At 70.9% G+C, this 24,508-nt stretch carries 25 protein-coding genes and 1 tRNA gene; 8 read left to right on the top strand and 18 right to left on the bottom strand.

Annotation, left to right across the window (positions count from 1 at the left end; translation table 11 throughout):
- Nucleotides 1–9 precede the first annotated feature (9 nt).
- The 4 genes from BKE41_RS15790 to kaiC are packed head-to-tail and all read right to left on the bottom strand — an operon-like array spanning nucleotide 10 to nucleotide 4,104.
- Entirely contained in the window at nucleotides 10–1,764 is a 1,755-nt protein-coding gene (locus tag BKE41_RS15790) for a PAS domain-containing sensor histidine kinase (protein WP_012319921.1), read from the bottom strand.
- Nucleotides 1,764–2,069, bottom strand: coding sequence for a circadian clock KaiB family protein (locus BKE41_RS15785; RefSeq protein ID WP_029359961.1), 306 nt, complete (start codon nucleotides 2,067–2,069; stop codon nucleotides 1,764–1,766). The genes BKE41_RS15790 and BKE41_RS15785 overlap by 1 nt, the downstream gene beginning before the upstream one ends.
- A gap of 8 nt (nucleotides 2,070–2,077) precedes the next feature.
- A complete protein-coding gene (locus tag BKE41_RS15780) occupies nucleotides 2,078–2,419 on the bottom strand; it encodes a circadian clock KaiB family protein (protein ID WP_012319919.1) in 342 nt (113 codons plus the stop codon).
- Nucleotides 2,416–4,104, bottom strand: coding sequence for a circadian clock protein KaiC (gene kaiC, locus BKE41_RS15775; protein ID WP_070999806.1), 1,689 nt, complete (start codon nucleotides 4,102–4,104; stop codon nucleotides 2,416–2,418). The genes BKE41_RS15780 and kaiC overlap by 4 nt, the downstream gene beginning before the upstream one ends.
- A gap of 245 nt (nucleotides 4,105–4,349) precedes the next feature.
- Here kaiC and BKE41_RS15770 point away from each other — a divergent pair, with 245 nt between their 5' ends.
- The 4 genes from BKE41_RS15770 (at nucleotide 4,350) to BKE41_RS15755 (ending at nucleotide 7,891) form a co-directional block, all read left to right on the top strand.
- A complete protein-coding gene (locus BKE41_RS15770) occupies nucleotides 4,350–4,976 on the top strand; it encodes a DUF938 domain-containing protein (RefSeq protein WP_024829613.1) in 627 nt (208 codons plus the stop codon).
- Nucleotides 4,977–5,095: 119 nt separating this feature from the next.
- The gene (locus BKE41_RS15765; protein ID WP_012319916.1) at nucleotides 5,096–6,337 is read left to right on the top strand and encodes an ABC transporter substrate-binding protein; all 1,242 of its coding nucleotides are present in this window, start codon (nucleotides 5,096–5,098) and stop codon (nucleotides 6,335–6,337) included.
- 120 nt (nucleotides 6,338–6,457) lie between these two features.
- Nucleotides 6,458–7,471, top strand: coding sequence for an NAD(P)H-quinone oxidoreductase (locus BKE41_RS15760; RefSeq protein ID WP_053620912.1), 1,014 nt, complete (start codon nucleotides 6,458–6,460; stop codon nucleotides 7,469–7,471).
- Nucleotides 7,472–7,585: 114 nt separating this feature from the next.
- Complete coding sequence (locus BKE41_RS15755) at nucleotides 7,586–7,891, top strand: hypothetical protein (protein ID WP_012319914.1); 306 nt, start codon at nucleotides 7,586–7,588, stop codon at nucleotides 7,889–7,891.
- Between the two features lie 42 nt (nucleotides 7,892–7,933).
- Here the strand turns inward: BKE41_RS15755 and BKE41_RS15750 are convergent, their stop codons facing one another.
- The 10 genes from BKE41_RS15750 to BKE41_RS15705 form a co-directional block, all read right to left on the bottom strand.
- Nucleotides 7,934–8,815: a 3-hydroxybutyryl-CoA dehydrogenase gene (locus tag BKE41_RS15750; protein WP_012319913.1), complete on the bottom strand. Its 882-nt coding sequence runs from the start codon at nucleotides 8,813–8,815 to the stop codon at nucleotides 7,934–7,936.
- Between the two features lie 183 nt (nucleotides 8,816–8,998).
- Nucleotides 8,999–9,952 (bottom strand): FAD-binding protein, encoded by a 954-nt coding sequence (locus BKE41_RS15745; RefSeq protein WP_012319912.1) that lies wholly within the window; start codon nucleotides 9,950–9,952, stop codon nucleotides 8,999–9,001.
- Nucleotides 9,953–10,019: 67 nt separating this feature from the next.
- Nucleotides 10,020–10,769 carry an electron transfer flavoprotein subunit beta/FixA family protein gene (locus BKE41_RS15740; protein WP_012319911.1) on the bottom strand — a complete coding sequence of 250 codons (750 nt, stop codon included), beginning with the start codon at nucleotides 10,767–10,769 and terminating at the stop codon, nucleotides 10,020–10,022.
- A gap of 169 nt (nucleotides 10,770–10,938) precedes the next feature.
- A complete protein-coding gene (locus BKE41_RS15735; protein ID WP_012319910.1) occupies nucleotides 10,939–11,511 on the bottom strand; it encodes a cob(I)yrinic acid a,c-diamide adenosyltransferase in 573 nt (190 codons plus the stop codon).
- Nucleotides 11,512–11,524: 13 nt separating this feature from the next.
- Nucleotides 11,525–12,157 (bottom strand): acyloxyacyl hydrolase, encoded by a 633-nt coding sequence (locus BKE41_RS15730; RefSeq protein WP_012319909.1) that lies wholly within the window; start codon nucleotides 12,155–12,157, stop codon nucleotides 11,525–11,527.
- 139 nt (nucleotides 12,158–12,296) lie between these two features.
- Complete coding sequence (locus tag BKE41_RS15725; RefSeq protein WP_012319908.1) at nucleotides 12,297–12,482, bottom strand: twin transmembrane helix small protein; 186 nt, start codon at nucleotides 12,480–12,482, stop codon at nucleotides 12,297–12,299.
- Between the two features lie 66 nt (nucleotides 12,483–12,548).
- On the bottom strand, nucleotides 12,549–15,188 hold the full coding sequence (locus tag BKE41_RS15720) for a TIGR02302 family protein (RefSeq protein ID WP_012319907.1): 2,640 nt from the start codon (nucleotides 15,186–15,188) through the stop codon (nucleotides 12,549–12,551).
- 132 nt (nucleotides 15,189–15,320) lie between these two features.
- The gene (gene phaZ / locus BKE41_RS15715) at nucleotides 15,321–16,529 is read right to left on the bottom strand and encodes a polyhydroxyalkanoate depolymerase (RefSeq protein ID WP_012319906.1); all 1,209 of its coding nucleotides are present in this window, start codon (nucleotides 16,527–16,529) and stop codon (nucleotides 15,321–15,323) included.
- A gap of 235 nt (nucleotides 16,530–16,764) precedes the next feature.
- Complete coding sequence (locus BKE41_RS15710; protein ID WP_012319905.1) at nucleotides 16,765–17,010, bottom strand: hypothetical protein; 246 nt, start codon at nucleotides 17,008–17,010, stop codon at nucleotides 16,765–16,767.
- Nucleotides 17,011–17,180: 170 nt separating this feature from the next.
- A complete protein-coding gene (locus BKE41_RS15705) occupies nucleotides 17,181–17,390 on the bottom strand; it encodes a hypothetical protein (protein ID WP_024829618.1) in 210 nt (69 codons plus the stop codon).
- 378 nt (nucleotides 17,391–17,768) lie between these two features.
- Between BKE41_RS15705 and BKE41_RS15700 the strand changes: the two genes are divergently transcribed.
- From BKE41_RS15700 to BKE41_RS15690, 3 genes are all read left to right on the top strand, one after another.
- Nucleotides 17,769–18,422: a Maf-like protein gene (locus BKE41_RS15700; RefSeq protein WP_012319903.1), complete on the top strand. Its 654-nt coding sequence runs from the start codon at nucleotides 17,769–17,771 to the stop codon at nucleotides 18,420–18,422.
- Entirely contained in the window at nucleotides 18,419–18,604 is a 186-nt protein-coding gene (gene yacG / locus BKE41_RS15695; RefSeq protein WP_012319902.1) for a DNA gyrase inhibitor YacG, read from the top strand. The genes BKE41_RS15700 and yacG overlap by 4 nt, the downstream gene beginning before the upstream one ends.
- A 103-nt stretch (nucleotides 18,605–18,707) precedes the next feature.
- Nucleotides 18,708–18,783, top strand: a tRNA-Phe gene (locus BKE41_RS15690).
- A gap of 97 nt (nucleotides 18,784–18,880) precedes the next feature.
- On the opposite strand, the gene BKE41_RS15685 is transcribed toward BKE41_RS15690, so the two are convergent.
- Nucleotides 18,881–19,633 (bottom strand): Crp/Fnr family transcriptional regulator, encoded by a 753-nt coding sequence (locus tag BKE41_RS15685; protein WP_012319901.1) that lies wholly within the window; start codon nucleotides 19,631–19,633, stop codon nucleotides 18,881–18,883.
- A 212-nt stretch (nucleotides 19,634–19,845) separates the two neighbouring features.
- Here BKE41_RS15685 and BKE41_RS15680 point away from each other — a divergent pair, with 212 nt between their 5' ends.
- Nucleotides 19,846–20,823 (top strand): phosphoribosylaminoimidazolesuccinocarboxamide synthase, encoded by a 978-nt coding sequence (locus tag BKE41_RS15680; RefSeq protein WP_012319900.1) that lies wholly within the window; start codon nucleotides 19,846–19,848, stop codon nucleotides 20,821–20,823.
- A 53-nt stretch (nucleotides 20,824–20,876) separates the two neighbouring features.
- On the opposite strand, the gene BKE41_RS15675 is transcribed toward BKE41_RS15680, so the two are convergent.
- From BKE41_RS15675 to BKE41_RS15665, 3 genes are all read right to left on the bottom strand, one after another.
- The gene (locus tag BKE41_RS15675; RefSeq protein ID WP_012319899.1) at nucleotides 20,877–21,158 is read right to left on the bottom strand and encodes a DUF2312 domain-containing protein; all 282 of its coding nucleotides are present in this window, start codon (nucleotides 21,156–21,158) and stop codon (nucleotides 20,877–20,879) included.
- 55 nt (nucleotides 21,159–21,213) lie between these two features.
- Nucleotides 21,214–22,395 carry an alpha/beta hydrolase gene (locus tag BKE41_RS15670; RefSeq protein ID WP_059409999.1) on the bottom strand — a complete coding sequence of 394 codons (1,182 nt, stop codon included), beginning with the start codon at nucleotides 22,393–22,395 and terminating at the stop codon, nucleotides 21,214–21,216.
- Between the two features lie 85 nt (nucleotides 22,396–22,480).
- The gene (locus BKE41_RS15665) at nucleotides 22,481–23,845 is read right to left on the bottom strand and encodes an MFS family transporter (protein WP_012319897.1); all 1,365 of its coding nucleotides are present in this window, start codon (nucleotides 23,843–23,845) and stop codon (nucleotides 22,481–22,483) included.
- Nucleotides 23,846–24,508: the final 663 nt, after the last annotated feature.

Here is a 24,508-nt window from a genome sequence, read left to right as displayed (position 1 = left end):
GAGTCCGCCTCAGCGCCGGCCGCGCCTGGCTCCGGCACGGCCCTTGCCGACGACGTTGCGGAGGGTCTGCGACAGCTGATCCACCGAGTAGGGCTTCTGGATCAGGTCGAAGCCGTGGACGCCCTCCTGGGCCAGAACGTGGCTGTACCCGGAGGTGAGGACCACCGGCAGATCGGGCAGGCGCCGCTTCAGCTCGCGGGCCATCGCGATGCCGCCCATGCCGGGCATCACCACGTCGGAGAACACGGCGTCGAAACGGAAGGGGATCCTCTCGATCTCGACGAGAGCCTCCTCGGCATTGGTCGCCCAGACGGTCTTGTGACCGAGATCCTCCAGGATCTGCGTGGCGAAGCGGCCGACCTCGATGTTGTCCTCGACCACGAGCACGCAGAGGCTGGCACCGTCGAGCCCGGTCTCCTCGCTGCGCGGGGCGGCGGACAGGTCCGGCGCATCTTCCGCCTGCGGCAGGTAGAGGGTGAAGGTCGTGCCGCGGCCGGGGCTGCTGGACACGTCGACGTCGCCCCCGGACTGCTTGGCGAAGCCGAAGACCTGGGACAGCCCGAGCCCGGTTCCCTTGCCGATCTCCTTGGTGGTGAAGAACGGCTCGAAGATGCGCGGCAGCACGTCGGGCGGGATCCCGATGCCGGTGTCGGACAGCGACACGGCCGCGAAGGTGCTGCGCGATCCCGCGTGCCCGCGGATCGCCGGCATGGGCCGGTCGCCCGAGAGCGTCAGGGTCAGGGTGCCCTCGCCGCCCATCGCGTCGCGCGCGTTCACCGCCATGTTGATCAGCGCGGTCTCGAACTGGCTGAGATCGGCGCGGATGTAGCAGGGCGCGGCGGGAATCTCGGCCACCACGCTGATGCGCGCGCCGGTCACCGAATCGAGCATCTCCGCCACGGCCCGCAGTGACGCGCCCACCTCGAACACCTCGGGCTTCAGCGCTTGGCGGCGCGCGAAGGCCAGGAGCTGGCCGGTCAGCTTGGCGGCGCGGTCGACCGTGTCGGAGATCGCCTCGACGTAGCGGCGGCGGCGCTCCTCCGGCAGCGCCGGCCGCTTGAGCAGGTCGGTGGAGGATTTGATCACCGTCAGGAGGTTGTTGAAGTCGTGCGCGACGCCGCCGGTCAGCTGGCCCACCGCCTCAAGCTTCTGCGACTGACGCAGCGCCTCCTCCACCCGCTCGCGCTCGGCGCTCTCGGACTGGAGGCGGGCATGGGCCTCCGCGAGGGCCAGCATGTTGCGTCTCTGCTCAGTCAGATCCGTCAGGACCCCGCACAGGAGCGGCTGGCCGCCCTGGCAGGCGAAGCGGCTCAGCGACAGGAAGGTGGCGCTCTCCGAGCCCGCCGCGTGCAGCGCGATCTCCTCGCGGACGGGATTGTCCATCGCCCGGCGGAACAGGCGGTCGATGTCGACATCCGCCTGCACGAAATCCTGGAGCGGGCGGCCGGTCAGGCGCTCCTGCGGCTCGCCGAGCATCTCGGCCAGCCGCCGGTTGCAGTAGAGCAGCGTCCCGTCCAGCGCCAGCGTGAAGGCGCCCTCCTGCATCTGCTCGATCAGCGCCCGGTAAGGCCGGTCCGCGTTCTCGAGCGTGTAGACGAGGCGCTCGTGGTTCGGCCCCTCCACCACGACGGCGTCGAAATCGCCCCGACGGATGGCCGCGAGGGTCTCCTCGCTCTCCTCGAGCCGCGCCTCCAGTTCGCGGATATGGGCGCGGTAGGCGTCGAGCCCGGGCTCGTCGCCGGGCAGCAGGGCATCCACACCCATCAGAACGGCTCCGCGACGGACGCGATCTCGAGGCCGCGGAGCACGCGGCCCTCGTCGAGGAGATCGCCCGAGAGGCGCCGTTCCGGCCCCGGCGCCAGTTTCAGGAGTGTGGGGGCGGCGAGGATCCCGTCGCGCTCGGCAAGCTCGGGCTGCTGATAGATATCGACAATCTCGAGCTCGTAGCGGCCCGGGATGTGGGCCTCGCAGACGCGGCGCAGGACCTCGACCGCGCGCAGCGAGCGCGGCGCGGTTCCGGCCACGAACAGCCGCAACCGGACACGCTCGGCGTCCGCCAACGGGGTCATGGCCGCGTTCAAGGCCGGTCGGCCTTGGGACGGATGTCGAGGCCGACCAGCACCTTCTCGGTATTCGACAGGTCGCCGATGATCCGCTTCAGCGGCGACGGCAGCCGACGCACGAGGGTCGGGATCGCCAGGATCTGATCGCCGGCGGCGAGCTGCGGGTTCTTCATGAGGTCGATGACCTCGATGTCGTAGTGGCCGGAGAGATGCTCCTCGCAGAACCGCTTCAGGTTGGTCAGCGCGGCGAGCGACTTGGCCGTCTGCCCGGCAACGTAGAGGCGCAGGTGGTAGTGGCCGGACTCCCGGTCCGGATCCGTCTCGGGTGCCTGGTCGTCCGATGTCGCATCGCTCATTCCGCGGCACTCCGTCGTGCGATCAACGCCTGCTGCTCCGCCTCGCGCGTGACGCCGCGCGCCGACTCCTCGGCACGCAGGCTCTCCTCCTCGTCCACGGCCGCCTCGAGACCGGCCTTGAGCTCCTCGATCTGGCGCTCCAGGGCGGAGCGCCGGCGCGCCATGTCCCGGAGCCTGCGCTCAGCCGCGTCCCGGTGCTGCTGCGCGGCGGCGCGCTCCTGCGCCTCCTGGACCAGGCGCGCCGTGCCGGTGAGGACACCTGAAGGACCAATATAGGCATCGACCAGCTGGATCCCGCCCGACGACATCAGAAATTCGCGGATCTGATTGGAGTGGCTCATGCCCCGCGCCTTGATGACGTAGAGCGTCCGCGTCCGCTCGCCGTTCGCCTCCATGTTCTGGAGCTTGATCCAGGCGTCCATCAGCGAGGACACGCCGAGGTCGTTGTCCTCGATCGAGGCGTCGTCGCCGCGCAGGGTGGTGAAGATCGCCGTGATGCCGCGGACCTTGATCAGGTCGATCATGCGCAGGAGCGTCGCCTGCAGCTCGCCCGACGGCCCGCGCAGGGCGGAGATCGGATCGAGCACCACCACGTCCGGCCGGAACTGGTCGAGGTCGCGGTGCATCCGCGCGAGATGCGTCTCCAGCCCGAACAGGCTCGGCCGCGCGGCCTCGAAGCGGAGCCGGCCGCTCGCCACGTGCGCGGCGAGGTCGAGCCCGATCGAGCGCGCGTTGCGGATGATCTGAGCGCCGCTCTCCTCGAACACGAAGGCCAGGCAGTGCTCGCCGCGCCGGCAGGCCGCGTCGAGGATCGAGGCGGCGAGCATGCTCTTGCCCGTTCCCGCCTCGCCGGAGATCAGGATTCCGGAGCCGCGATGGAAGCCCCGCGGCCCCAGCATGGCGTCGAGCCCCGCGATCCCCGTGGAGAGGATGCCGTCGGGCACCGCGTAGTCGAGCTCCGCCGAGGTCACCGGAAGGACGCTGATCCCCGCGTGATCGATCAGGAACGGGTACTCGTTGGTGCCGTGGGCCGAGCCGCGATACTTCACGACGCGCAGCCGCCGCGTGGTGACTTGGTCCTCGACGCGGTTGTCGAGCAGGACGACGCAGTCGGAGACGTACTCCTCCAGGCCCTGGCGGGTCAGCGGCCCGTCGCCGCGCTCGCCCGTGATGATCGCGGTCAGGCCGCGATCCTTGATCCAGCCGAACAGGCGGCGCAGCTCGGCGCGGAGCAGCGCCGGATCGGTGAAGCTCGCGAACAGGGTCTCGATCGTGTCGAGGACGACGCGCTTGGCCCCGATCGAGTCCACCGCGAAGCCGAGGCGGATGAACAGGCCTTCGAGATCGTACTCTCCGGTCTCCTCGATCTCGCTCCGCTCGACGCGCACGTGGTCGATGGCGAGATGACCGGCGGCAACGAGGCCGTCGAGGTCGTAGCCGAGCGACGCGACGTTCGCCGCCAGATCCTCGGCCCGCTCCTCGAAGCTCATGAACACGCCGGGCTCGCCGTAGAGGGTCGCGCCGTTGACCAGGAAGGTCGTGGCGAACAGCGTCTTGCCGCAGCCCGCCGCACCGCAGATGAGCGTCGGCCGCCCGGCCGGCAGGCCGCCATAGGTCAGGTCGTCGAAACCGGTGATGCCCGTCGCGACCTTGGGCAGTGTCGGGGCGGCTTGCGGAGCGGGCACGATGGGCGAAATCCTGGACGTCTCGGATGCGGGCTGGTCCGGAAGCGCGGCAGCGCTCGCCCCCGTGCCGGGCCGACCGGCCCGATCCGCAGATGCGGACGCGGACGACGGCTCGAACGGCGCGTTGTACGGGCGGAACACCGCTGGGATGCGGTATGGCAACGGGTCAGCCCGCGCAATACGGGTGCGTGACGCGTCCGGCCGGCATCCCGCCGACGGACTGCGCAGACCGACGGAGGGCAACCATGCTCGGCTGGGAGGCTGATGTGAACGACGCCCTGACGGCGCCGGCGGTCGCGCGCAACCGCGACGCGATCCTGGCCGTCCTGCGCGAGGTCCTGCCCGCAAGCGGCACCGTTCTGGAGATCGCCAGCGGTTCCGGCGAGCACGCGGTCCACGTCGCTGCGGCCCTGCCGGGCGTGGACTGGCTGCCGAGCGATCCCGAGCCCGCCGCCCGGCGCAGCATCGCCGCGCACGCGCTGCGCGCGGGGCTCGGCAACATCCGGCCGCCGCTCGCCCTCGACGCCGCGGCCGCGGCCTGGCCCGTCGCGCGGGTCGACGGGATCGTCTGCATCAACATGATCCACATCGCGCCCTGGGCCGCCACCGCGGGGCTGATGGCCGGAGCCGGCCGTGTCCTGAGCGAGCGCGGCATCCTGTTCCTGTACGGCCCGTTCCGCGAGGCCGACCGGCCCTTCGCGGAGAGCAACGCCGCCTTCGACGCCTCCCTGCGCGGCCGGGATCCGGCCTGGGGCGTGCGGGACCTCGACGCCGTCGCGGCGGAAGCGGCCCGGCACGGGCTGGACCTGATCCGGCGCGTAGCGATGCCGGCGAACAATCTCAGCGTGATCTTCGAACGTTCGAACAGGTGAGCCGTCGTCTGTCACGGCTTTCCGTATCTGCACACTGTATTCAAGCTGCCGCGTGATGCACAATCCGGTCCTGGACCCGATGCGGCGGCAAAAGCCGCAGGGGCCGCAGGAGGAAGCCCATGCCGATGGAACGCAGCGTTTCGAGTCGGGCCCTGGCCCTGCTCGCAGTGGCCGGATTGTTGGGATCGACGCAGGCGCGGGCCGCCGATCCGATCAAGATCGGGGTGATCGCCGAGGCCCAGTCGGTGGTCGGGGCCTCGATCCCGCAGGCCGTCCAGCTCGCCGCCGACGAGATCAACGCCCAGGGCGGCGTCGACGGCCGCCAGATCCAGGTCGTCACCTACGACGACAAGTCCTCCGCCTCCGACGCGGTCCGCGCCTTCCAGCGGGCGGTCTCCGAGGACAAGGTCAACCTCGTCATCGCCAGCTACATCTCGGAGGTCGTGCTGGCGCTGATGCCCTGGGCGGCCCGGCTCAAGACGCCGATGATCACGCCGGGCGCGGCCTCGAACGAGATCAGTCTCGCGGTCCACAAGGACTACGCCCGCAACAAGTACACCTTCCACGGCTACCTGACCTCGGCGGCCCTGGCCCAGTCGATCTGCGACTCGACCAAGGACATGCTGATCGACCTGATGAAGGTGAAGACCGCCGCGATCATGAGCGAGGACGCCGCCTGGACCCGGCCGCTCGACGTCGGCTACGAGAAGTGCCTGCCGGAGATCGGCGTGAAGGTGGTCGATCACATCCGCTTCTCGCCGGACACGGGCGACTTCACGCCGATCTACAACAAGATCGAGGCGGCCAAGCCCGACCTGATCGTCACCGGCATCTCGCATGTCGGCGTGCAGCCGACCGTGCAGTGGCAGAATCAGCGGGTGCCGCTCGCCATGACCGGCATGAACTCGCAGGCGACCTCCTCGACCTTCTGGGCCAACACCAACGGCGCCACGCAGGGCGTGATCTTCCAGAGCATCGCGGTGCCGGGTGCCGCGATCACCGACAAGTCGCTCGCCTTCAGTGCCGCCTTCAAGAAGCGCTTCGGCAGCGACCCGTCCTACGCCGGGTACATGGCGTACGATCAGGTCTACTACACGGCCGACGCGGTGAAGCGGGCCGGCACCACGGAGGCCGACAAGCTCGTCGACGCCCTGGAGAAGACCGACTGGGTCGGCACCGTCGGCCGCACGCAGTTCTACGGCAAGGACGACCCGTTCACCCACTCGATCAAGTACGGGGCGGGCTTCGTCACCGGCCTGATGGCGCAGTGGCAGGACGGCAAGCAGGTCGCGGTCTGGCCGAAGAGCCTCGCGCAGGGCGCGATCGTACTGCCGGCCGCCGTGAAGGCGGCGGCCCGCTAGCGGCACACCGGACCGGTGACGCGCGCGCGGCTTGCCAAGCGCGCCCGTTGCCGCAAGTAGAGCCGGACCGCGACACCGTGAGCGCGGCCGACACGACGTGCGCGCGGAGGACAATCGCTGATGGCCACCACCGACCTGCCCGGGAGCATGCGCCAGATCCGCTACGCGGGGTCCGGTGGACCGGAGGTGATCAGCCTGGAGACCGCGCCGGTGCCGAGCCCCGGGCCCGGTCAGGTCCTGATCGAGGTGGTGGCCGCCGGTGTGAACCGGCCCGACGTGGCGCAGCGGTCGGGGGTGTACCCGCCGCCGCCCGGCGCCACCGAGATTCCCGGCCTCGAGGTCGCCGGCCGCGTGGTCGCGCTCGGCAGCGGGGTCGAGAATCTGACGGAAGGGGACGAGGTCTGCGCCCTGGTGATCAGCGGCGGCTACGCCGAGTACGCTGTGGCCGAGGCGGCCCACTGCCTGCCGCGGCCGAAGGCCGTCGCGCTGGTCGACGCCGGCGGCCTGCCGGAGACGTTCTTCACGGTCTACTCCAACGTCGTGCAGCGCGGTCGCCTCGCGCGCGGCGAGAGTTTCCTCGTGCATGGCGGGTCGAGCGGCATCGGCGCCACGGCCATCCAGATCGCCAAGCACGTCGGCGCCCGGGTCTTCGCCACCGCCGGCTCGGCCGAGAAGTGCCGGTTCTGCGAGGATCTCGGCGCTGACGCCGCGATCGACTACAAGCAGGCGGATTTCGCCGAGGAGGTGAAGCGCCTCACCGAAGGGCGCGGCGTCGACGTCATCCTCGACATGATCGGCGCGAGCTATCTCGCCCGGAACCTCAAGTCGCTGGCACCGGACGGCCGGCTGGTGATGATCGCCCTGATGGGCGGCTACAAGGTGGACGGGCTGAACATCACGCCGATCATGCGCAACCGGCTGACCTTCACCGGCTCGACGCTGCGGCCGCGCGCGAAGGCCGACAAGGCCGCGATCGCCGACGGCCTGCGCCGGGACATCTGGCCGGAGCTGGAGGCCGGACGCATCCGGTCCGTCACCCACGCCACGTTCCCGCTGGAGCGGGCGCGGGAGGCGCACGAGCTGATGGAATCGAGCGCCCATCTCGGCAAGATCCTGCTGACGACCGGGCGCTAGCGCCGGCCCCGTCAGGAACCCGCCTCGGCGGCCCCGCGTTGGCGGCCGGTAACGAGATCGTGTCGCACAGCGCCCGTTCCGGCGTGTGGCGTCCCGCCGAGGAAGGTTTTGCACATGGCCGAGAGAATGAACCCCAACGAGAGCCGTCAGGGCGAGCGCGGCAAGCCCGTGCTCTGGGTCCTGGTGGCGAGCCTCGTCCTGCTGGCGATCGCCACCGTGGGTCTGCTCACGTGGAACGGCGCCAATTCGCCGAAGGACTACGCCAGCCAGAGCCAGGACGCGTCGCGCAAGGAGGTGACCGGATCGGTCAACGGCCAGTCGAGCGGCGCGTCGCCGTCGAACAGCACCGGCGTCCCGGGCGGCAACCCGTCCTACCCGCAGCCGGCCCAGCCGGGCGCGAACGGCGGCGCGGCGAAGTGAGCGCTCGCGGGACGGCCACGGGCCGTCCCGCGTTTGGCGCGCTCAACGCGTCGGGATCGGCGTCGGGCCGCGATAATCGTAGAAGCCGCGCTTGGCCTTCCGGCCGAGCCAGCCGGCCTCGACATACTTCACGAGAAGCGGGCAGGGCCGGTACTTCGAATCGGCCAGACCTTCGTACAGCACCTGCATGACCGACAGGCAGGTGTCGAGGCCGATGAAATCGGCCAGCTGCAGCGGGCCCATCGGGTGGTTGGCGCCGAGCTTCATCGCGGTGTCGATCGACTCGACCGATCCGACGCCCTCGTAGAGGGTGTAGATCGCCTCGTTGATCATCGGCAGCAGGATCCGGTTGACGATGAAGGCCGGGAAATCCTCCGACATCGTCGACGTCTTGCCGAGCTTCGCGATGAACGCCTTGGCCGACTCGTAGGTCGTGTCCTCGGTGGCGATGCCGCGGATCAGCTCGACGAGCTGCATCACCGGCACCGGGTTCATGAAGTGGATGCCGATGAACTTCTCCGGCCGGTCAGTCGCGGCCGCCAGACGGGTAATGGAGATCGACGACGTGTTCGTCGCCACCAGGGTCTCCGGCCGCAGCGATCCGCAGAGCGTGCTGAAGATCTCCCGCTTGGTCGCCTCGTTCTCGGTCGCCGCCTCGATCACCAGATCGCACGGTTCCAGGGCGGCGAAATCGCGGGCGGGGACGATGCGCGCGCGGGCCTCGCCGCTGTCGCCTTCCGTCAGCGTACCCTTCGAGACGAGGCGCGCGAGGCTGCCCTCGATCACCGTCAGGCCGTTCTCGAGCCGGGCGGGGTCGCGATCGTTCAGCAGGACATCGAGGCCGGCGGTGGCGCAGACCTGCGCGATGCCGCTGCCCATCTGGCCCGCGCCGACGATGCCGACCCGCTTGATCTCCATATGCATGTGCCGACCTGTGCCCCCAATGCGAATGCCGCGACACGGCCGCGCCGCCCACGGGGCGGCACGAACGCGACGGCACCGCGCGAAGTCTCGCCGTTGCAGCCTTCTAGACCAATCCTCGATCCGGAAGGAACCCGTGATGCCGCGTTCTGCGACAATGCTCGCGGATTGCCGGAACCGGTTCCGTTACTGGCCCTTGGCTTTCCCGATCTCGGATTGCAGCTCAGGCACGACCTGGAAGAGGTCGCCGACGAGCCCGTAATCGGCCACCTGGAAGATCGGCGCGTCCTCGTCCTTGTTGATGGCGACGATGACCTTCGAGTCCTTCATGCCGGCGAGGTGCTGGATCGCGCCCGAGATGCCCACCGCGACGTAGAGGTCCGGCGCCACAACCTTGCCGGTCTGCCCCACCTGCCAGTCGTTCGGCGCGTATCCGGCGTCGACGGCGGCGCGCGAGGCGCCGACGGCGGCGCCGAGCGTGTCGGCCAGCGGCTCGATCAGCTCGTGGAACTTGTCCGACGAGCCCAGCGAGCGGCCGCCCGACACGATGATCCGCGCCGAGGCCAGCTCCGGCCGGTCGGACTTGGCGATCTCCTCGCCCTTGAAGCTCGAGCCGCCCGCTTCGGGCGCGGCCGCCGACACGGCCTCCACCGGCGCCGCGGCGCCACCCTCTTCCGCGGCCTTGAACGCCGCCGTGCGCACCGTGATCACCTTCTTGCCGGCGGGCGCCTGCACGGTCTGGATCGCGTTGCCGGCGTAGATCGGACGCTCGAACGTGTCGGGCGCGACGACCTTGATGATGTCGGAGACCTGCGCGACGTCGAGCAGGGCGGCCACGCGCGGCAGCACGTTCTTGCCCGTGGTCGAGGCCGAGGCGATGATCGTGTCGTAGGGTTCAGCGATGGCGGCGATCAGGGCCGCGACGGGCTCGGCGAGGTCGTGGTCGTAGACGCCGTCCTCGGCGTTCAGGACCTTCTCGACGCCGTCGAGCTTCCCGGCGGCCTCGGCCACGGCCTTCGAGCCCGTGCCCAGCACCAGGGCGTGGATCGGGCCGCCGATCTCCTTGGCGGCGGCGAGCGCCTTCAGCGTGCTGTCCTTGATCTGGCCGTTGCCGTGCTCGACGAAGAGGAGTGTCGTCATGGTCTGGGGGTGCCCTCGAGGGTGGTGGTGCGGGGCTCGACCGTCGACCGGGAGCCCCGCCTGCGGATCAGATGACGCCGGCTTCGACCTTGAGCTTCTGAACGAGCTCGGCCGCGGAAGCGACCTTCACGCCGGCCGAGCGGCCCGGCGGCTCGGCAGTCTTCAGCACGGTGAGCCGCGGGGTCACGTCGACGCCCAGCGCGTCGGGTGCCAGCTCCTCCAGGGGCTTCTTCTTGGCCTTCATGATGTTGGGCAGCGACGCGTAGCGCGGCTCGTTGAGGCGCAGGTCCGTCGTCACGATCGCCGGCAGCCTGAGGCTCACGGTCTGGAGGCCGCCGTCCACCTCGCGGGTGACGTCGAGGCTGCCCTCGCCGGGCTCGATCTTGTACGCGAAGGTGCCCTGCGGCCAGCCGAGCAGGGCGCCGAGCATCTGGCCGGTCTGGTTCGAGTCGTCGTCGATCGCCTGCTTGCCGAGGATGACGAGCTCCGGGCTCTCCTTCTCGACGACGGCCTTCAGGAGCTTCGCGACGGCGAGCGGCTCGCAGTTCACGTCGGTCTTGACCAGGATCGCGCGGTCGGCACCCATGGCGAGCGCGGTGCGCAGCGTCTCCTGCGCCTGCTGCGGGCCGATCGACACGGCCACGATCTCGGTGACCTTGCCCTTCTCCTTCAGGCGGATCGCCTCCTCGACGGCGATCTCGTCGAAGGGGTTCATGGACATCTTGACGTTGGCGAGCTCGACGCCGGAGCCGTCGGCCTTCACGCGAATCTTGACGTTGTAGTCCACCACCCGCTTGACGGGCACCAGCACCTTCATGGCGGTCACGATCCTTCCCCGGAGGATTCTTGTCGTCGTGCAGGCCACTCCCACGGGCGCTCGGAGGCGCAGCGTGGCCGGGGCACGCAAGGCGCCGGACCGTAACGGCCACATTTCCGCCTTGTCAACGCGGCGCCGTGGCGGCCCCGCGAAAACCCGCGATGCCGGCTCAGCGATTGGCGCCGGGCACCCAGAGCACGTCGTCGGCGCCATCGGCGTTCGCCGCCCGGCTCGCCACGAACAGGAAGTCCGACAGGCGGTTGAGGTAGCGCAGCGCCTCCGGCGAGACCGTCTCGCCCTCCCGCGCCGCGAGGCTGACCGCCAGCCGCTCGGCGCGCCGGCAGACGGTCCGGGCCAGGTGCAGGGCCGCCGCCGCGGGCGAGCCGCCAGGCAGCACGAAGGATTTCAGCGGCGGGATCGCTGCGTTGAGGGCGTCGATGTCGCGCTCCAGCCGGTCGACCTGGCTCGCCACGATGCGCAGCGGCTCGTAGGGGAGGGGCTCCGGGGTCGGCGGCGTCGCGAGGTCGGCGCCGAGGTCGAACAGGTCGTTCTGGATCGCCCCGAGCATCCCGTCGAGGGGGCCCTGGGTGTGCAGCCGCGCCATGCCGATACAGGCGTTGGTCTCGTCGACGGTGCCGTAGGTCTCGACCCGCAGGTCCGCCTTCGAGCGCCGCTGCCCGTCCGCCAGCGCGGTCGTCCCCTTGTCGCCGGTCCTCGTGTAGATGCGGTTGAGCTTGACCAAGGGGGGGAATGCCTCAGAACGTGTAGCCGATCTTGCCGCCGTAATTGGTCAGGCCGCGGTTGTTGGCGCAGAGCCCGGCATTCGACATGTGCTCGACCGTCGCCATGATGCTCCAGTGCTCCGTCAGGCGGAAGCCCAGGGCGGCCGCCTCGCGGAACATCGGCGAGCAGCCGAGGGTGTTGAAGCCGTAGGGCGTCTCGGCCTTCGGGCCGGTCCAGCCGTTATGCGCCACGCCGCCGAAGAACCCGTCGAGGAACACGCGGCGGTTGAAGGTCTCGGGGAAGATCTCGAGGGTCCAGGTCGCGCCGAGATAGGCGTAGCTGGTCCGGCCGCCGGTGTTGTAGCTGCCGCCGACCGTCGGGCGCGGCACGAAGGCCTGCCAGAACGGGTCGTCGCTGATGCGCGGCTTGGCGAACAGGATCTCGCCGTTGACGTTCGCCTTGCTGAAACCGGGGAGCTTGCCCTCGGCGCTGCCGGGATCCTGCACCGCGCCGCCGATGCGGATCTCCGACACGATGCTGAGCGGCTGAACGGGCGCCGCGTAGGCAGCGGGCGGGGGCGGCGACGCGAGGTCCGCGGCCGCCGCCGGCAGGATCGCCGCCGCGGTCAGAAAGCCGAACACACAGAGGCGGGAAGGGGCAGTCATGCGGGCTCGGCCGTTCAGGCGCAGCGATTTGCTTCTACCGAGCGTAGCAGAGGCCCGCCGAGCGCGGCGGGCAATTCATCCTTTACCCAATCGAAAGGTGTTGGGTGCGGCGGCGCGGTCACACCCCCCCCGGCCGCCCTCAGGCGGACCGCCACCAGACCACGCCCATGATGATCACGATCGCCACGAACTGCAGGAGCACGCGCAGGCGCATCAGCTTCTGCGAGAGGTTGACGCTGCCGCCGCGCATCATGTTGGCGAGGCCCAGGACGAGGACGGCCGCGACGGCCAGGCAGGCGATCAGGACGAGGGTGTTGGACGACATGCGGTCGAAGATCCGGGTGGGGCGGGAGCCGCGATCCGGCTCCGCGCGTCGTGTTGTGGCGGGCGCTCAGTTGCGGCGGAGCAGGCGCTCGAAATAGTCCAGCTCCTCGCGGGGACGGCTCGGGTCGCCCAGCTTGCGCCGCAGCTCCTCCATGATGCGCCGGGCGCGCTGGACCGCCGATTCGTCGGCCGTGGGGACGCGGACCCGCCCGTCGCTCATGTCGCGGCCGCGGGTCGGCCGCCCGAGGGGATCGTCGTCGCGCGCCCCGGCCTGACCCTGCTGGCCCGGCTGCTGGCCGCCCTCCTGCTGACCCTCGCCCTGGCCCTCAGCCATCTCCTGCATCTGCTGGGCCATGCCGTCGGCGCCGCGTTTGAGGCCGTCGAGGGCGCGCCCCTGCGCGTCGACCGCCCCGTCCGAATCGCCGTCCTTCAGGGCGTTCTCGGCCTCGCGCATGGCCTCCTCGGCGTCGGAGAGACCCTGCTCGCCGCGCATGCCGTTCTCCTTCATGCGCTTCTGGAGGTCCTCGAGCCGCTGCCGGAGCGCCTGCTGGCGCTCGCCGACGCCGCCCTGCTGGCCCTCGCCCTGCTGCCCTTGGCCTTGCTGCCCCTGGCCCTGCTGGCCCTGCCCTTGCTGCCCCTTCTGACCCTGCTGGCGCTGGCCCTGCTGCCCCTGGCCCTGCTGGCCGCGCTGGCCCTGCTGCGGCTGGCCGCGATTCTGCGGGCGCTGGCCGCCGCGCTGCTCCTCGCCGTCCTTGAAGGTCTCGTCGCGCAGGCCCTGCTGCTCCCGCGACATCGCGTCGAGGTCGCGCATCTGCTTCTGCATCTCGCGGGACGCCTGATCGGAGCGGCCACCGCGCTCGGCGGTCTGGAGATTCTCCAGGATGTTGCGCAGCTGCTCCATCAGGCGCTGCGCCTCGGCGGTGTCGCCGCGCTTCATCGCCTCCGCCATGTCCTGGATCATCTTGTCGAGATCCTCCGGCGTGACGGTCTTGGTCTGTCCGTTGTTCTGGCCGCGCTCGCTCTGCTCGCGGGGCTCGCGGCCCTGCTTCTGCGCCATCTCGGACAGGAACTTGTCGAGCGCCTGCTTCAGGTCCTGCGTCAACCGCTTGATCTCGTCGTCGGGCGCGTTGCGCTCGATCGCCTCCTTCAGCCGGTCCTGGGCCTGACGGAGCTGCTTCTCGGCGTCCGAGAGGTCGCCGTCCTCGATCTTGAGGGCCATCTCCCACAGGAGGTCGGCCACCGCGACGAGGTCGGAATCCGTGCGCGCGCGGCGCAGCCGCTCGGTCGCCGTGCGCAGGCCGAGGAAGATCGCGGGCTGCGGCGTGAAGGTGTCGGGCGCGACCAGCAGGGCGTCCAGCGCCCCCTGGACCCAGCGGCGATCCGTGTCGGGCGCGGTGACGAGGCGGCGCCGCTGCTCGGCGAGCGCCCGCGCCAGCGGCTCGCGGAACGGCCGCGCCGGCAGGACGATCTCGGTGTCCGGCGTGCGCCCCTCCTGGCCGGCCTCGTCCTTGACGACGATGCGGTAGCGGACCTTCGCGCCGGACCACGGACTGTCCGTGAGGTCCACGAGGGTCTTGGTATCGGTGTCGCCGCTCGCGTCGCCGGGCAGCGCGAGGTTGATCTGCGGGACCGGGACCAGGGCGCGGGCGGATTTCAGCGGCTCGATCACCGCCTCGGCCGAGCTGATCCCGTAATCGTCCTTCGCCCGGTAGGTGAGGTTGAAGGTGCCGCGCCCGTTCACCTCGGGACCGCCGACGGCGGTCACCTCCGGCGGCCGGTCGGGGATCGCGTCGACGGTCAGGCGCTGCTTGCCCGCCGGGGTCACGATCGTCAGCGCGGCGCCCCCGACGATGCGGTAGCGCTCCTCGCGCAGATCGGGGCGCGCCTCCTGGCCCGGGACCGGGACCAGGCCGGCATTGGGCGTGAGGGTCGTCTCGGACGCGGCCTTGCCCTGGCCGGCGATCCGCACGATCAGCTGGGCATTGACGGGCGCGCGCAGGTGCTGGTCGCTCCCGTCCATCGCGATCAGCAGCGGCGGGAGCCGCGTGTAGAGCGGCGGGTCGATCCAGCCGTCCACCCGGAAGTTGGGACCCGGCGCCGCCGGCTCCTGCCAGTCGAAGGCGGCACCGATCCTCTGGCGCCACTCGGGACCGGCCACGAACAGGCTCGCGACCGCCGCGACCACGAGGCCGGCGCGCAGCGCGAAGGGATCGTGCCGGGTCATGCCCGGCCGCGGCAGGCCGACCCGCAGGGCCGAGATCGCCTGCGCGGCCCGGCGCTGGTGGAGATCCCACAGCAGCCGGCTCCCCGGATCGGCGGCACCGACGGCGAGGCTGTCCTCGGCCGCCGAGGCCGGCCCGTGGCGCAGCTTCGGGTCGCGGGACGCGGCCTCGCGGTCGAGCCGCGCCAGGGCCAGGCGCCGGTCCGGCCGTCCGACGTGGATCAGCGGCAGGAGCGCGGCCACGAGGAGGGCGCCGAGGGCGCCGAGGCCGATCTGGCGCCAGAGCGGCGTGAGGTCGAGCCACACGCCCGCCCAGGAGACGACCAGGAAGAGCAGACCGACGCCGATCCCGCGCCAGAGCACCGGCCACGCCTGCTCCCACAGGGCGGCCGCCCGCGCCTGCGCCACGAGCCGGTCGAGCCGCGTGGACGCCGCGTCCGCTCCGCCCGCGCTGGTCTTGCTCTCGGTGCCGTTCCTGCCGATCACGCCGACCGTTCCGCCTCACGCCGAAGGAGTGGCCCACAGAGCCGCGCTCGGCGGGCCCCGTCACACGTGCCTAGCATGGTGGGCCGCGCAGGTCGGCGGGTCAAATCGGCGCGACGCGCCCGACCGGCCCGGTCAGTTGTGCGCCTGGATGAAGTTGCGCACCTGCGGGTAGATCTGCGTCTCCCAGCGCCGACCGGCGAAGACGCCGTAATGGCCGACGCCGGCCTGGAGGTGGTGGGTGCGCATGTACGGGGCGAGGTCCGAGCACAGGTCGTGGGCCGCCATGGTCTGCCCGACCGCGCAGATGTCGTCCCGCTCGCCCTCGACCGTCATCAGCGCCGTGCGGCGGATCGCGCGCAGGTCGATCGGCTCGCCCCGGTACGACACCGCGTTCCGGGCCAGGGCGTGGTCCTGGAACACGGTCTTGACCGTCTCTAGGTAGAAATCGGCCGCGAGGTCGAGCACGGCGAAGTACTCGTCGTAGAAGGTCTCGATCGCCTCGGCCTTGTCGTGCTCGCCGTTGGCCATGTGCCAGAACAGGTCGGCGTGGCCCTGGATGTGGCGCTTGGCGTTCATCGCCATGAAGGCCGAGACCTGGACGAATCCCGGATAGACCTTGCGGCCGGCGCCCTTGTGGCGCGACGGCACCGTCGCGATCAGGTTCTTCTCGAACCACTCGATCGGCTTGGAGGTCGCGAGCTCGTTCACGCCCGTCGGGTTGATCCGGCAATCCACCGGACCGGCCATCAGGGTCATGCTGCGCGGTGCGGCCGGATCCTTCGCCTGCGCCATCGCGGCGGCGGCCACGAGGGCCTGCACGGCGGGCTGGCACACCGCCACCATGTGGGCGCCTTCGCCCATCGTCCGCAGGAAGCGGATGAGGTGGCTCACGTAGTCGTCGAAGCCGAACGTCCCCTCGGCGAGCGGCACGTCGCGGGCGTTGTGCCAGTCGGTGATGTAGACGTCGTGGTCCGGCAGCATCGTGCGCACGGTGGCGCGGAGCAGCGTGGCGAAGTGGCCCGACATCGGCGCCACCATCAGCACCTTGGGCTGCTCGGTGTGGATGTCCTTCTTGAAGTGGAGCAGCGTGGCGAAGGGCGTGACCTCGACCGCCTCCTCGGAGACCGGGACGCTCCGGTTCCCGACGGTCACCGAGTCGATGCCGTAGGGCGGCCGCGCGAAGGTCAGGCCGGCGCGCATCATCATGCGGGCGCCGGCGGACATCCAGGTCGCCGGCTCGCCCCACCCGACCCAGGGCGACCAGATGTCGTTCAGCAGCCGGCCCCACGCCCGGGTCTGGGCGGCGATGTCGGTCTGCAGGTCGAACGCGTCGTACAGCATCGGGCAGGCACTCGCTTGAGCCCTGCCCGGCACGCGGGCTATCGGGGCGGCGACGTTGGCGGATGCCGGAGTGGGGGTTGCATCAGCGTGGCCGTGCAGGATGGGTCCCGTTCCCGGGGGCGGCAACTGTCCGTTGGGCGGATGCGAACAAGAATCGTCGCGACGTGACTTTGATGCACCAGACGCCGCGCCGGTCACGCTGGTGCGCGCCGAATCGCCCGGCGCAGCCCTGGCCTCACGAGGCGCGGCGGATCGCGGGACGCGGCTCGGCCTCGCTCCGGCGATGCTCGCAGGCGACCTTGAGGTAGCGGTCGCTGCCCCCCGGCAACCCGGCCTGGGCGGCCATCGTCTGGGCGTGCATCAGGCATTCCATCGGCGTGTGCGCCGGCGCGATGATGACGTCGAGGGCGGTGTCCCGGGAGCAGTCCTGGGCCAGCAGCGTGCCGGCACAGACGAGGGCAACAGAGAGCAATTCCGACATGACGGACCTCAGCTTCGAGTGATCGAAAGGTCCGCGGGGTGCTCCGGCGTGCGAGCCACCGCGTTGTCGTTGCCTGGGGGCTTCCTCCGGTTGCTGGAGACTTCGAAGCACGTCACGTGCCAGCGCGGCGCGGGGCCTCGGAGGCCGGGGACGTGGCGATCGGGCCGGGCTCAGTCGCGGGCGGGAAGCCAGTGCGTCTCCGGCTCGTCCGCCGGCAGGAGCGCCGCGACCGCGTCGAGATCGACCACGTACTGGTCTGTGAGCCGTTGCCACATCTCGATCGGCGAGGCGACCTGCGGCCGGAGCCCGTCGAGGGCGCGGGCGAGCAGGGCGGCGTTGACGAGCTTCGGGCGCTGCACGAGCGGATCAGCGTTCAGCATCGATGACGATCCCATTCGGATGCCGCCATCCTCGGTCGATCGTGGTTAACGCCGGGTTACGGCCGCGGTCGTGACCTTGGGCTGTTCTTGCGAGCACCGCCGGGCGGATCTCTAATCTGGATCCGCTGCCGGGTTGGACGCCCCGATGCGCCGCCGAACCTGACCGGTGCTGCCGGCGCGCGTGCCGGGCGGTCAGGGATCGCGCGCTCGAGGCGGCGCGCGCCCGCGCCAACGGCCCGGCCCGCTCGAGTTCACAAGCCGGACCCCTTCCCTTATCAGGCTGGCGCATCGAGCCTGTCCCGGCCGACGAAGTGCCGCCGCGCAGGGCGCGCACGGCTCCGGTCGCGCGGCTCCGGTCGATTGTGCGAACGGGACATCATGGACGCCAAACCTGAAGCGATCGGCGCGACGCCGGAGCCGACAGCGCGACTCGTGCTCGCCTCCGCTTCGCCGCGCCGTCTCGCGCTCCTCCAGCAGATCGGGATCGAGCCGGCGGCGCTCCTGCCGGCCGAGATCGACGAGACGCCGCGCAAGGCCGAGCCGCCGCGCGAGCTGGCGCGCCGCCTCGCGCGGACGAAGCTCGCCACCGCCGAGGCGGCGCTTCACCTGGAGGACACCGCGACACCCACCTGGCTCCTGTCGGCCGACACGGTGGTGGCGGTCGGGCGGCGCGTCCTGCCGAAGGCCGAGGTTCCCGACGAGGCCGCGGATTGCCTGCGCCTGCTCTCGGGGCGGCAGCACCGGGTCTACACGGCGGTCTGCGTCCTCTCGCCCCGCGGGCGCCGCGAGCGGATCGTCGAGAGCCGCGTCCGGTTCAAGCGCCTCTCGGGCCGCGACATCCAGGGCTACGTGGCCTCGGGCGAGTGGCGCGGCAAAGCCGGCGGCTACGCGATCCAGGGACTGGCCGGAGCCTTCGTGGTGAAGCTGGTCGGCTCGTACAGCGGCGTGGTCGGCCTGCCGCTCTACGAGACCCTCAGTCTGCTCGACGGCGAGGGCTATCCCGTCCGGGCCGGGTGGGGCGCCCTGGCATGAGCCGCGAACGCCGGCCGCCGCCCTGTCCGATCTGCCGACAGCCGTCCGTGCCGGATTTCCGGCCGTTCTGCTCCCAGCGCTGCGCCGACGTCGATCTCGGGCGCTGGCTCAACGAGCGCTACGCGATACCCGAGGAGCGCGATCCGGACGCGCCGCCGCCCTCGCCGGATCCGGAGGACTGAATTTTTCGGCCTTCCGGTCACGTCGGCGTCACGCGAGGCTGGACAGGCCGCCAAGCACTCACTATACCCCGCGACGTCCGAGGCCGACACCGGCGCGGACGACGCCCAGGTAGCTCAGTTGGTAGAGCATGCGACTGAAAATCGCAGTGTCGGCGGTTCGACTCCGTCCCTGGGCACCATCAGCTCGCTGAGCGCCCGATCCTCGGATCGATAGAGCCGGCGACCGAGAACACGCCTCCTTCTAGACGATGAGCGGTCTCAGCGCGCGCGTGCCCGTCAGCGCGTCTCCGCATCGCGCAGGTGCAGGTAGGTCGGGTCGAACTCCGCCGCCTCCTGCAGCCCGGCCCAGTCGTTGACGGTGAGGCGGCGACCCCGCAGCGCGATGAGGCCGGCGGCTCGCAGATCGCGAACCGTGCGGTTGACGTGGACCGACGTGATGCCGAGGGCGTCCGCGAGTTCCGGCTGCGTCATCGGCAAGTCGCAGGTCAGGTCGGGCGCCAGCCCGACCGCGCCGAGCCGCGTCACCAGCTCGCAGAACAGGTGGGCCATCCGGGCATAGGCTTCGCGGCGCCCGGTGTTGAGCATCCACTCCCGGACCATGGCGGCGTCGATCAGCGTCGCGCGCCAGAACACCTCGTTGAGCCGCGGGTGCGCCCGCAGCATGGCCCGGACCGCGTCGTGCTGGACGAAGCCGAGGCGGCAGGCGCTCACCGTGGCGATGTTGATGTCGAGCACCTCCAGGAACAGGCTCTGGAAATCAGGCACGTCCCCGGGGACATGGTAGCTCATCACCTGCCGCTTGCCCGCACGGGTCGACTTGTAGGTGCAGGCGATCCCGCTGAGCAGCGCGAAGCTCCGGGACGGGCGGTCGCCCTCCCGGATGATGTCCTGATTGGGCTCGAACTGGGCGACCTGCATGGGGATCGTGGCGAGCGCGGCGCGCTCCGCGTCGGTCAGCCGGAACAGGGCCACCGTCTCGATCCGGCGCAGGAACGGGTCTCTGCCCGACGGTTGGGGTGTCTCGTACATCGCGCCTCGGCCGTCCGGGAGACGCGTTCGGCGCCGTGCGTCCGGTCATCCATCGTCGTTGGTCCCCGCGTAAGTGTAGGGTTCCGGGCGGGCCCGACCAGGGCGAGGGCGGGCGCCGCGCGCCCTCGCGGGGGCCAGGACTGGAATTTCCCGGCCCGTCCGCGCACAGAGGTCCGACGGCGCGGTCGCCGTTCAGCCTGACGGAAAGCCCGATGAACACGGCAGATCTCGCCCCGCACGCGCATCAGGTCCTGCGCGACGCGACCCTGCCCGAGTTGCCCCGGCACTACCGCGGCAAGGTTCGGGACAATTACGACCTCCCTGACGGCCGGCGCATCCTCATCACCTCGGACCGGATCAGCGCCTTCGACCGGGCGCTCGCGGCCATCCCGTTCAAGGGCCAGGTCCTGACCCAGACCGCCCGCTACTGGTTCGAGCAGACCGCCGACCTCTGCCCGAACCACGTCATCGCCTATCCCGACCCGAACGTGGTGGTCGGCCGGCGCCTCGAGATCCTACCCGTGGAGGTGGTGGTGCGCGGCTACCTCGCGGGCACCACATCGACGTCGATCCTGACGCGCTACCGCGCCGGCGAGCGGGACATGTACGGCCACCGCTTCCCCGACGAGATGCGGCCGAACCAGCGGCTGCCGGAGGCGATCATCACGCCGACCACCAAGGCGTTCGACGGCGGCCACGACGAGCCGCTCACCGAGGCGGAGATCCTCGAGCGCGGATTGCTGACGCGCGCGCAGTGGCGGACCGTGTCCGAGGCGGCCCTGGCGCTGTTCGCGCGCGGGACGGCCCTGGCGGCGGAGCGCGGCCTGATCCTGGCCGACACGAAGTACGAGTTCGGAACGGATCCGGAAGGCCGGATCGTCCTCGCCGACGAGATCCACACGCCGGACAGCAGCCGGTACTGGTTCGCCCAGAGCTATCCCGAGCGCTTCGCCGCGGGTTCGGCCCCGGAGAGCTTCGACAAGGACTTCGTGCGCAACTGGGTCGTCGCCCGCTGCGACCCCTATAAGGACCCGATCCCGGAGATTCCGGCCGAGGTCGTCTTGGAGACCGCCGCGGTCTACATCCGCGCCTACGAGACGATCACCGGCGCGCGCTTCGTCCTGCCGGACCCGGCGGAGGATCCCCTGGAGCGGATCCGGCGCAACATCGCCGCCTACCTCGCGGCCTAGCTGCGATACGCGGAGAGGGGTGCGGCGCCCGGCGCCGCACCCGGTCGAGCGTGTCAGGCCGCGACGGCGATCGGGGCCGGCGACGGCGCGTCCATGGCGCGCAGGTAGACGTCGAGGAGCGTCTCCTGCTCGTCGCGCTCGTCCTTGTCCTGCTTGCGGATCTTCAGGATCTCCTTGAGCACCTTCACGTCGAGACCCTCGCCCTTGGCCTCGGCGAAGACCTCCTTCTTGGCCTCCATCAGGTCCTTGATCTCCTCCTCCAGCCGTTCCACGCGCTCGATGATCGAGCGGATGCGGTCGCCCGCGACGCCCACGGTGTCGGTCATGTCGGTCATGCAGTCCCTCGTCGGATGACGGCGGCACCCTCGCCGCGACACGGTAAGCGGCGGGTTAAGGCTGGGCCGGAGCCCGGACCCGGCCCTGGATCCAGCCGACGATCGCGTCCGCCACCGCGTCGCTGTTCGATTCCAGCATCATCATGTGGCCGTTGCCGCGGATGCCGTGCTCGGCGAGCGCCAGCCGGTCCGGTCGCGCCCCGGCCTGGGTCAGGAAGGCCGCCGTGCAATCGTCCATGGTGGCCCGGAACGAGGCCTCGGCGGTGACGATCACCGCCGGGACCCGGGCGAGGTTCGGCAACCGGCGCGCGGGCTCGGCCTGGAGCCAGCAGCGGATCTTGTCGGGCGCGGCGGCGCTCTCCGCCTGGACGACCGTCAGGTCGGCCGGACCGCTCACCGGCGGCTCGAAGTGCAGCGGCACCCGGGTGATGCCGTAGGGCCGCGCCCGGGACTCGCCGACGCGCTCGTACCACTCCGCACCGCCCTTGAAGCGGATGTCGTAGAAGGTCGGTCCGTTGGGCTCGACGGCCACGTGCGCCTTCACGAGGTCGGGCCGCTGATCGGAGACCGCCCAGCCGAAGACACCCGCCTGCGAGTGCGTCAGCAGGATCGCGGGGCCGATCGTCTCGAGCAGCACGATCAGCGCCGGATCGACCAGTTCCTCGCTCTTCAGCGCGCTGGCGATGTAGGGCACCTGGGAGAGGTAGAACTGGTCGAAGGCGGCGTTGCCGCGGACTCCCGCGCCGCCCGGCCACTGCGTGTGAAGCTTCGCCTGCGGGTAGAGCGCGAAGCGCTCCTGGCCGGTGAACACCGTCTCCAGATCCTCGGCGGGCAGGCGGGCGTAGGGACCGTAGGTGTCCGGGTCGCCGCCCGAGCGGCCGCGGCCGACCTGGTCGACGACGTAGACAGCGAAGCCCTTCGCGGCGAAACGGTCGGCCCAGCCCGGGCGCCCGTCCGGGGTGCCGAGGAAGTTGGTCCCGGTCTGCGCGGTGCCGTGCACCAGGACGATCGGGTAGGGCTGCGTCACCCGCTCCGGGGCGCGGTACTCCACGAACATCTGCCCGGACGCCGTCGTCTTGCCGCCCGCCGTGGCGTAGCGGCCGCCGACGAAGAGGTAGCCCGCGGGCCGCGTCGGCCTGAACGGCGCGTCGGCGGTTCCCGGCTCGGCGGCCCCGGAGCGCGCTGCGGTCGCGAGACAGAGCAGGGCCAGCGCCCCGACGGCGGCCTTCCTGAACATGGCGTCCTCCCGCGAGCGTCTGGCGCGCCCGGCGGGAGCCATATCAGCGTGAAAGGCCGGCCCGGTCCAGCCGGGCGGCCCTCGTTCAGGCGTGGGCGAGACGGGGCTTCTTGCCCAGCGCCTCCTCGACGGTGCCGGCGCCGTCGAGATAGCCGTGGACCTTGGGGTTCGGCATGATCAGAGAGGCCACGAAGGCGACCGCCATAAGGACAGTCACGTACCAGAAGAACGTGCTCTCCATGCCGTTGTCCTTGAACCACAGGGCGACGAACTCGGCGGTGCCGCCGAAGGTGGCGTTGGCGACCGCGTAGGACAGGCCGACGCCGAGGGCGCGGACGTTGGTGGGGAACAGCTCCGCTTTCACGATGCCGCTGATGCCCGTGTAGAACGACACCACCGCGAGGCCGAGGGAGATCAGCGCGAAGGCGAGGTAGGGGTCCTTGTTGGTTCCGAGAGCCGTCATCAGCGGCACCACCATGAGCGTGCCGAGGCCGCTGTAGAGCAGCATGTTGGCCTTCCGGCCGATCCTGTCGGAGAGCGCGCCGAAGAGCGGCTGGATGATCATGTAGACGAACAGCACCGCCGTCATCGTCTGCGACGCCGAGGTCTTCGGCATGCCGGCGGTGTTGACGAGGTACTTCTGCATGTACGTCGTGAAGGTGTAGAAGCTCAGGGAGCCGCCGGCCGTGTAGGCGACCACGACCAGGAACGCCCGCCAGTGCTTGGCCAGCGCCGAGAAGGTGCCGGCGGTCTCCTTGTCGCTGCTGTCCTTCGTCTCGGCCAGCGAGCGCCGCAGATAGAGCGCGACGACCGCCAGCGCGGCGCCGATGAAGAACGGGATGCGCCAGCCCCACGCGGTGAGTTCCTGACCGGTCATCACCGTCTGCAGCAGCACCAGGACCAGCGAGGCGAGGAGCTGGCCGCCGATCAGCGTGACGTACTGGAACGAGGCGAAGAAGCCGCGCCGGCCCTTGATCGCCACCTCGCTCATGTAGGTGGCCGAAGTGCCGTACTCGCCGCCGACCGACAGGCCCTGGAGCATGCGGGCGAGGAGCAGCAGCACGGGCGCCAGCGTGCCGACATGCTCGTAGGTCGGCAGGATGCCGATCAGCAGCGAGCCGAAGCACATCATCAGCACCGAGATGACCATCGAGGTCCGGCGGCCGACCCGGTCGGCGATGCGCCCGAACAGCCATCCGCCGATCGGGCGCATGAAGAAGCCCACCGCGAAGATGCCGGCGGTCTGCAGGAGCTGGCTGGTGGAATCGCCCTTCGGGAAGAAGGCCGGCGCGAAGTAGAGCGCGAAGAACGCGTAGCAGTAGAAGTCGTACCACTCGACGAGATTGCCCGAGGACGATCCGACGATCGCCCAGATCCGGCGCTTCCGGTCCGCAGCATCATCGAGGGCACTCGGTGCGATACCGATCGTATCGTCTCGAGAGGCGGACATGGCGTCTCCGTGGATCAATCTTGATGCCGGCCGAAACCGGTCTCTTCTTCGTGCGGCGCGACGTTACAGGTGACGCGCCTGATCGCAAGACCGTGATCCGACTTAGCCGAGGACAGCGCGGGCGCGTGTCACCGGCCGCGCGTCCACAGTGCCGCGGGACGGAACGGTTCGCCCCGAGGCCCCGTTGCGGCCCGGCGTGGGCGTCGATGGCGCTCCGACCACCCCAGGAGGAGAAGCCATGAAGCGGATTCTGAGAGACACGGTCGCGGCGGCCCTCGTCGTCGCCGGAGCGGCGACGGCGTTCGCGCAGGGCGGCCCGGGCGGCGCGGACCGCGGCGGCGGCGCGCGCGGGTCCCGTGGCGGCGGCCGGTGCGGCGCCGCGCGGCCGGTGGCGGTGCGGGCGGTGCGGGCGGCGCATGCGGGGGCGCGGCGGCGGGGGCGGGGCGATGCGCGCCCGCGGCGGGCGAGGGTGCGCCGCGCGCGCGCGAGCGGGCCCGCCGCGCGTACGAGGGCCGGCCGTCGCGGGCGCGCGCCGAGCGCAACGGACCGGCGGACCGGGGCGGCCGCGCGCAATCCCCGGCCGGCGATCGCGGGACCGGGGCGAGCGGGGTGGCGCGAGCCCGGCCCGGTCCGAGCGCGGCAACCGCGCGCGCGGCCGGTCCC

The organism is Methylobacterium sp. C1 (genome assembly GCF_001854385.1).
In the GTDB taxonomy this organism is placed as follows: domain Bacteria; phylum Pseudomonadota; class Alphaproteobacteria; order Rhizobiales; family Beijerinckiaceae; genus Methylobacterium; species Methylobacterium radiotolerans.
This window is presented reverse-complemented; position numbering and strand designations above follow the sequence as displayed.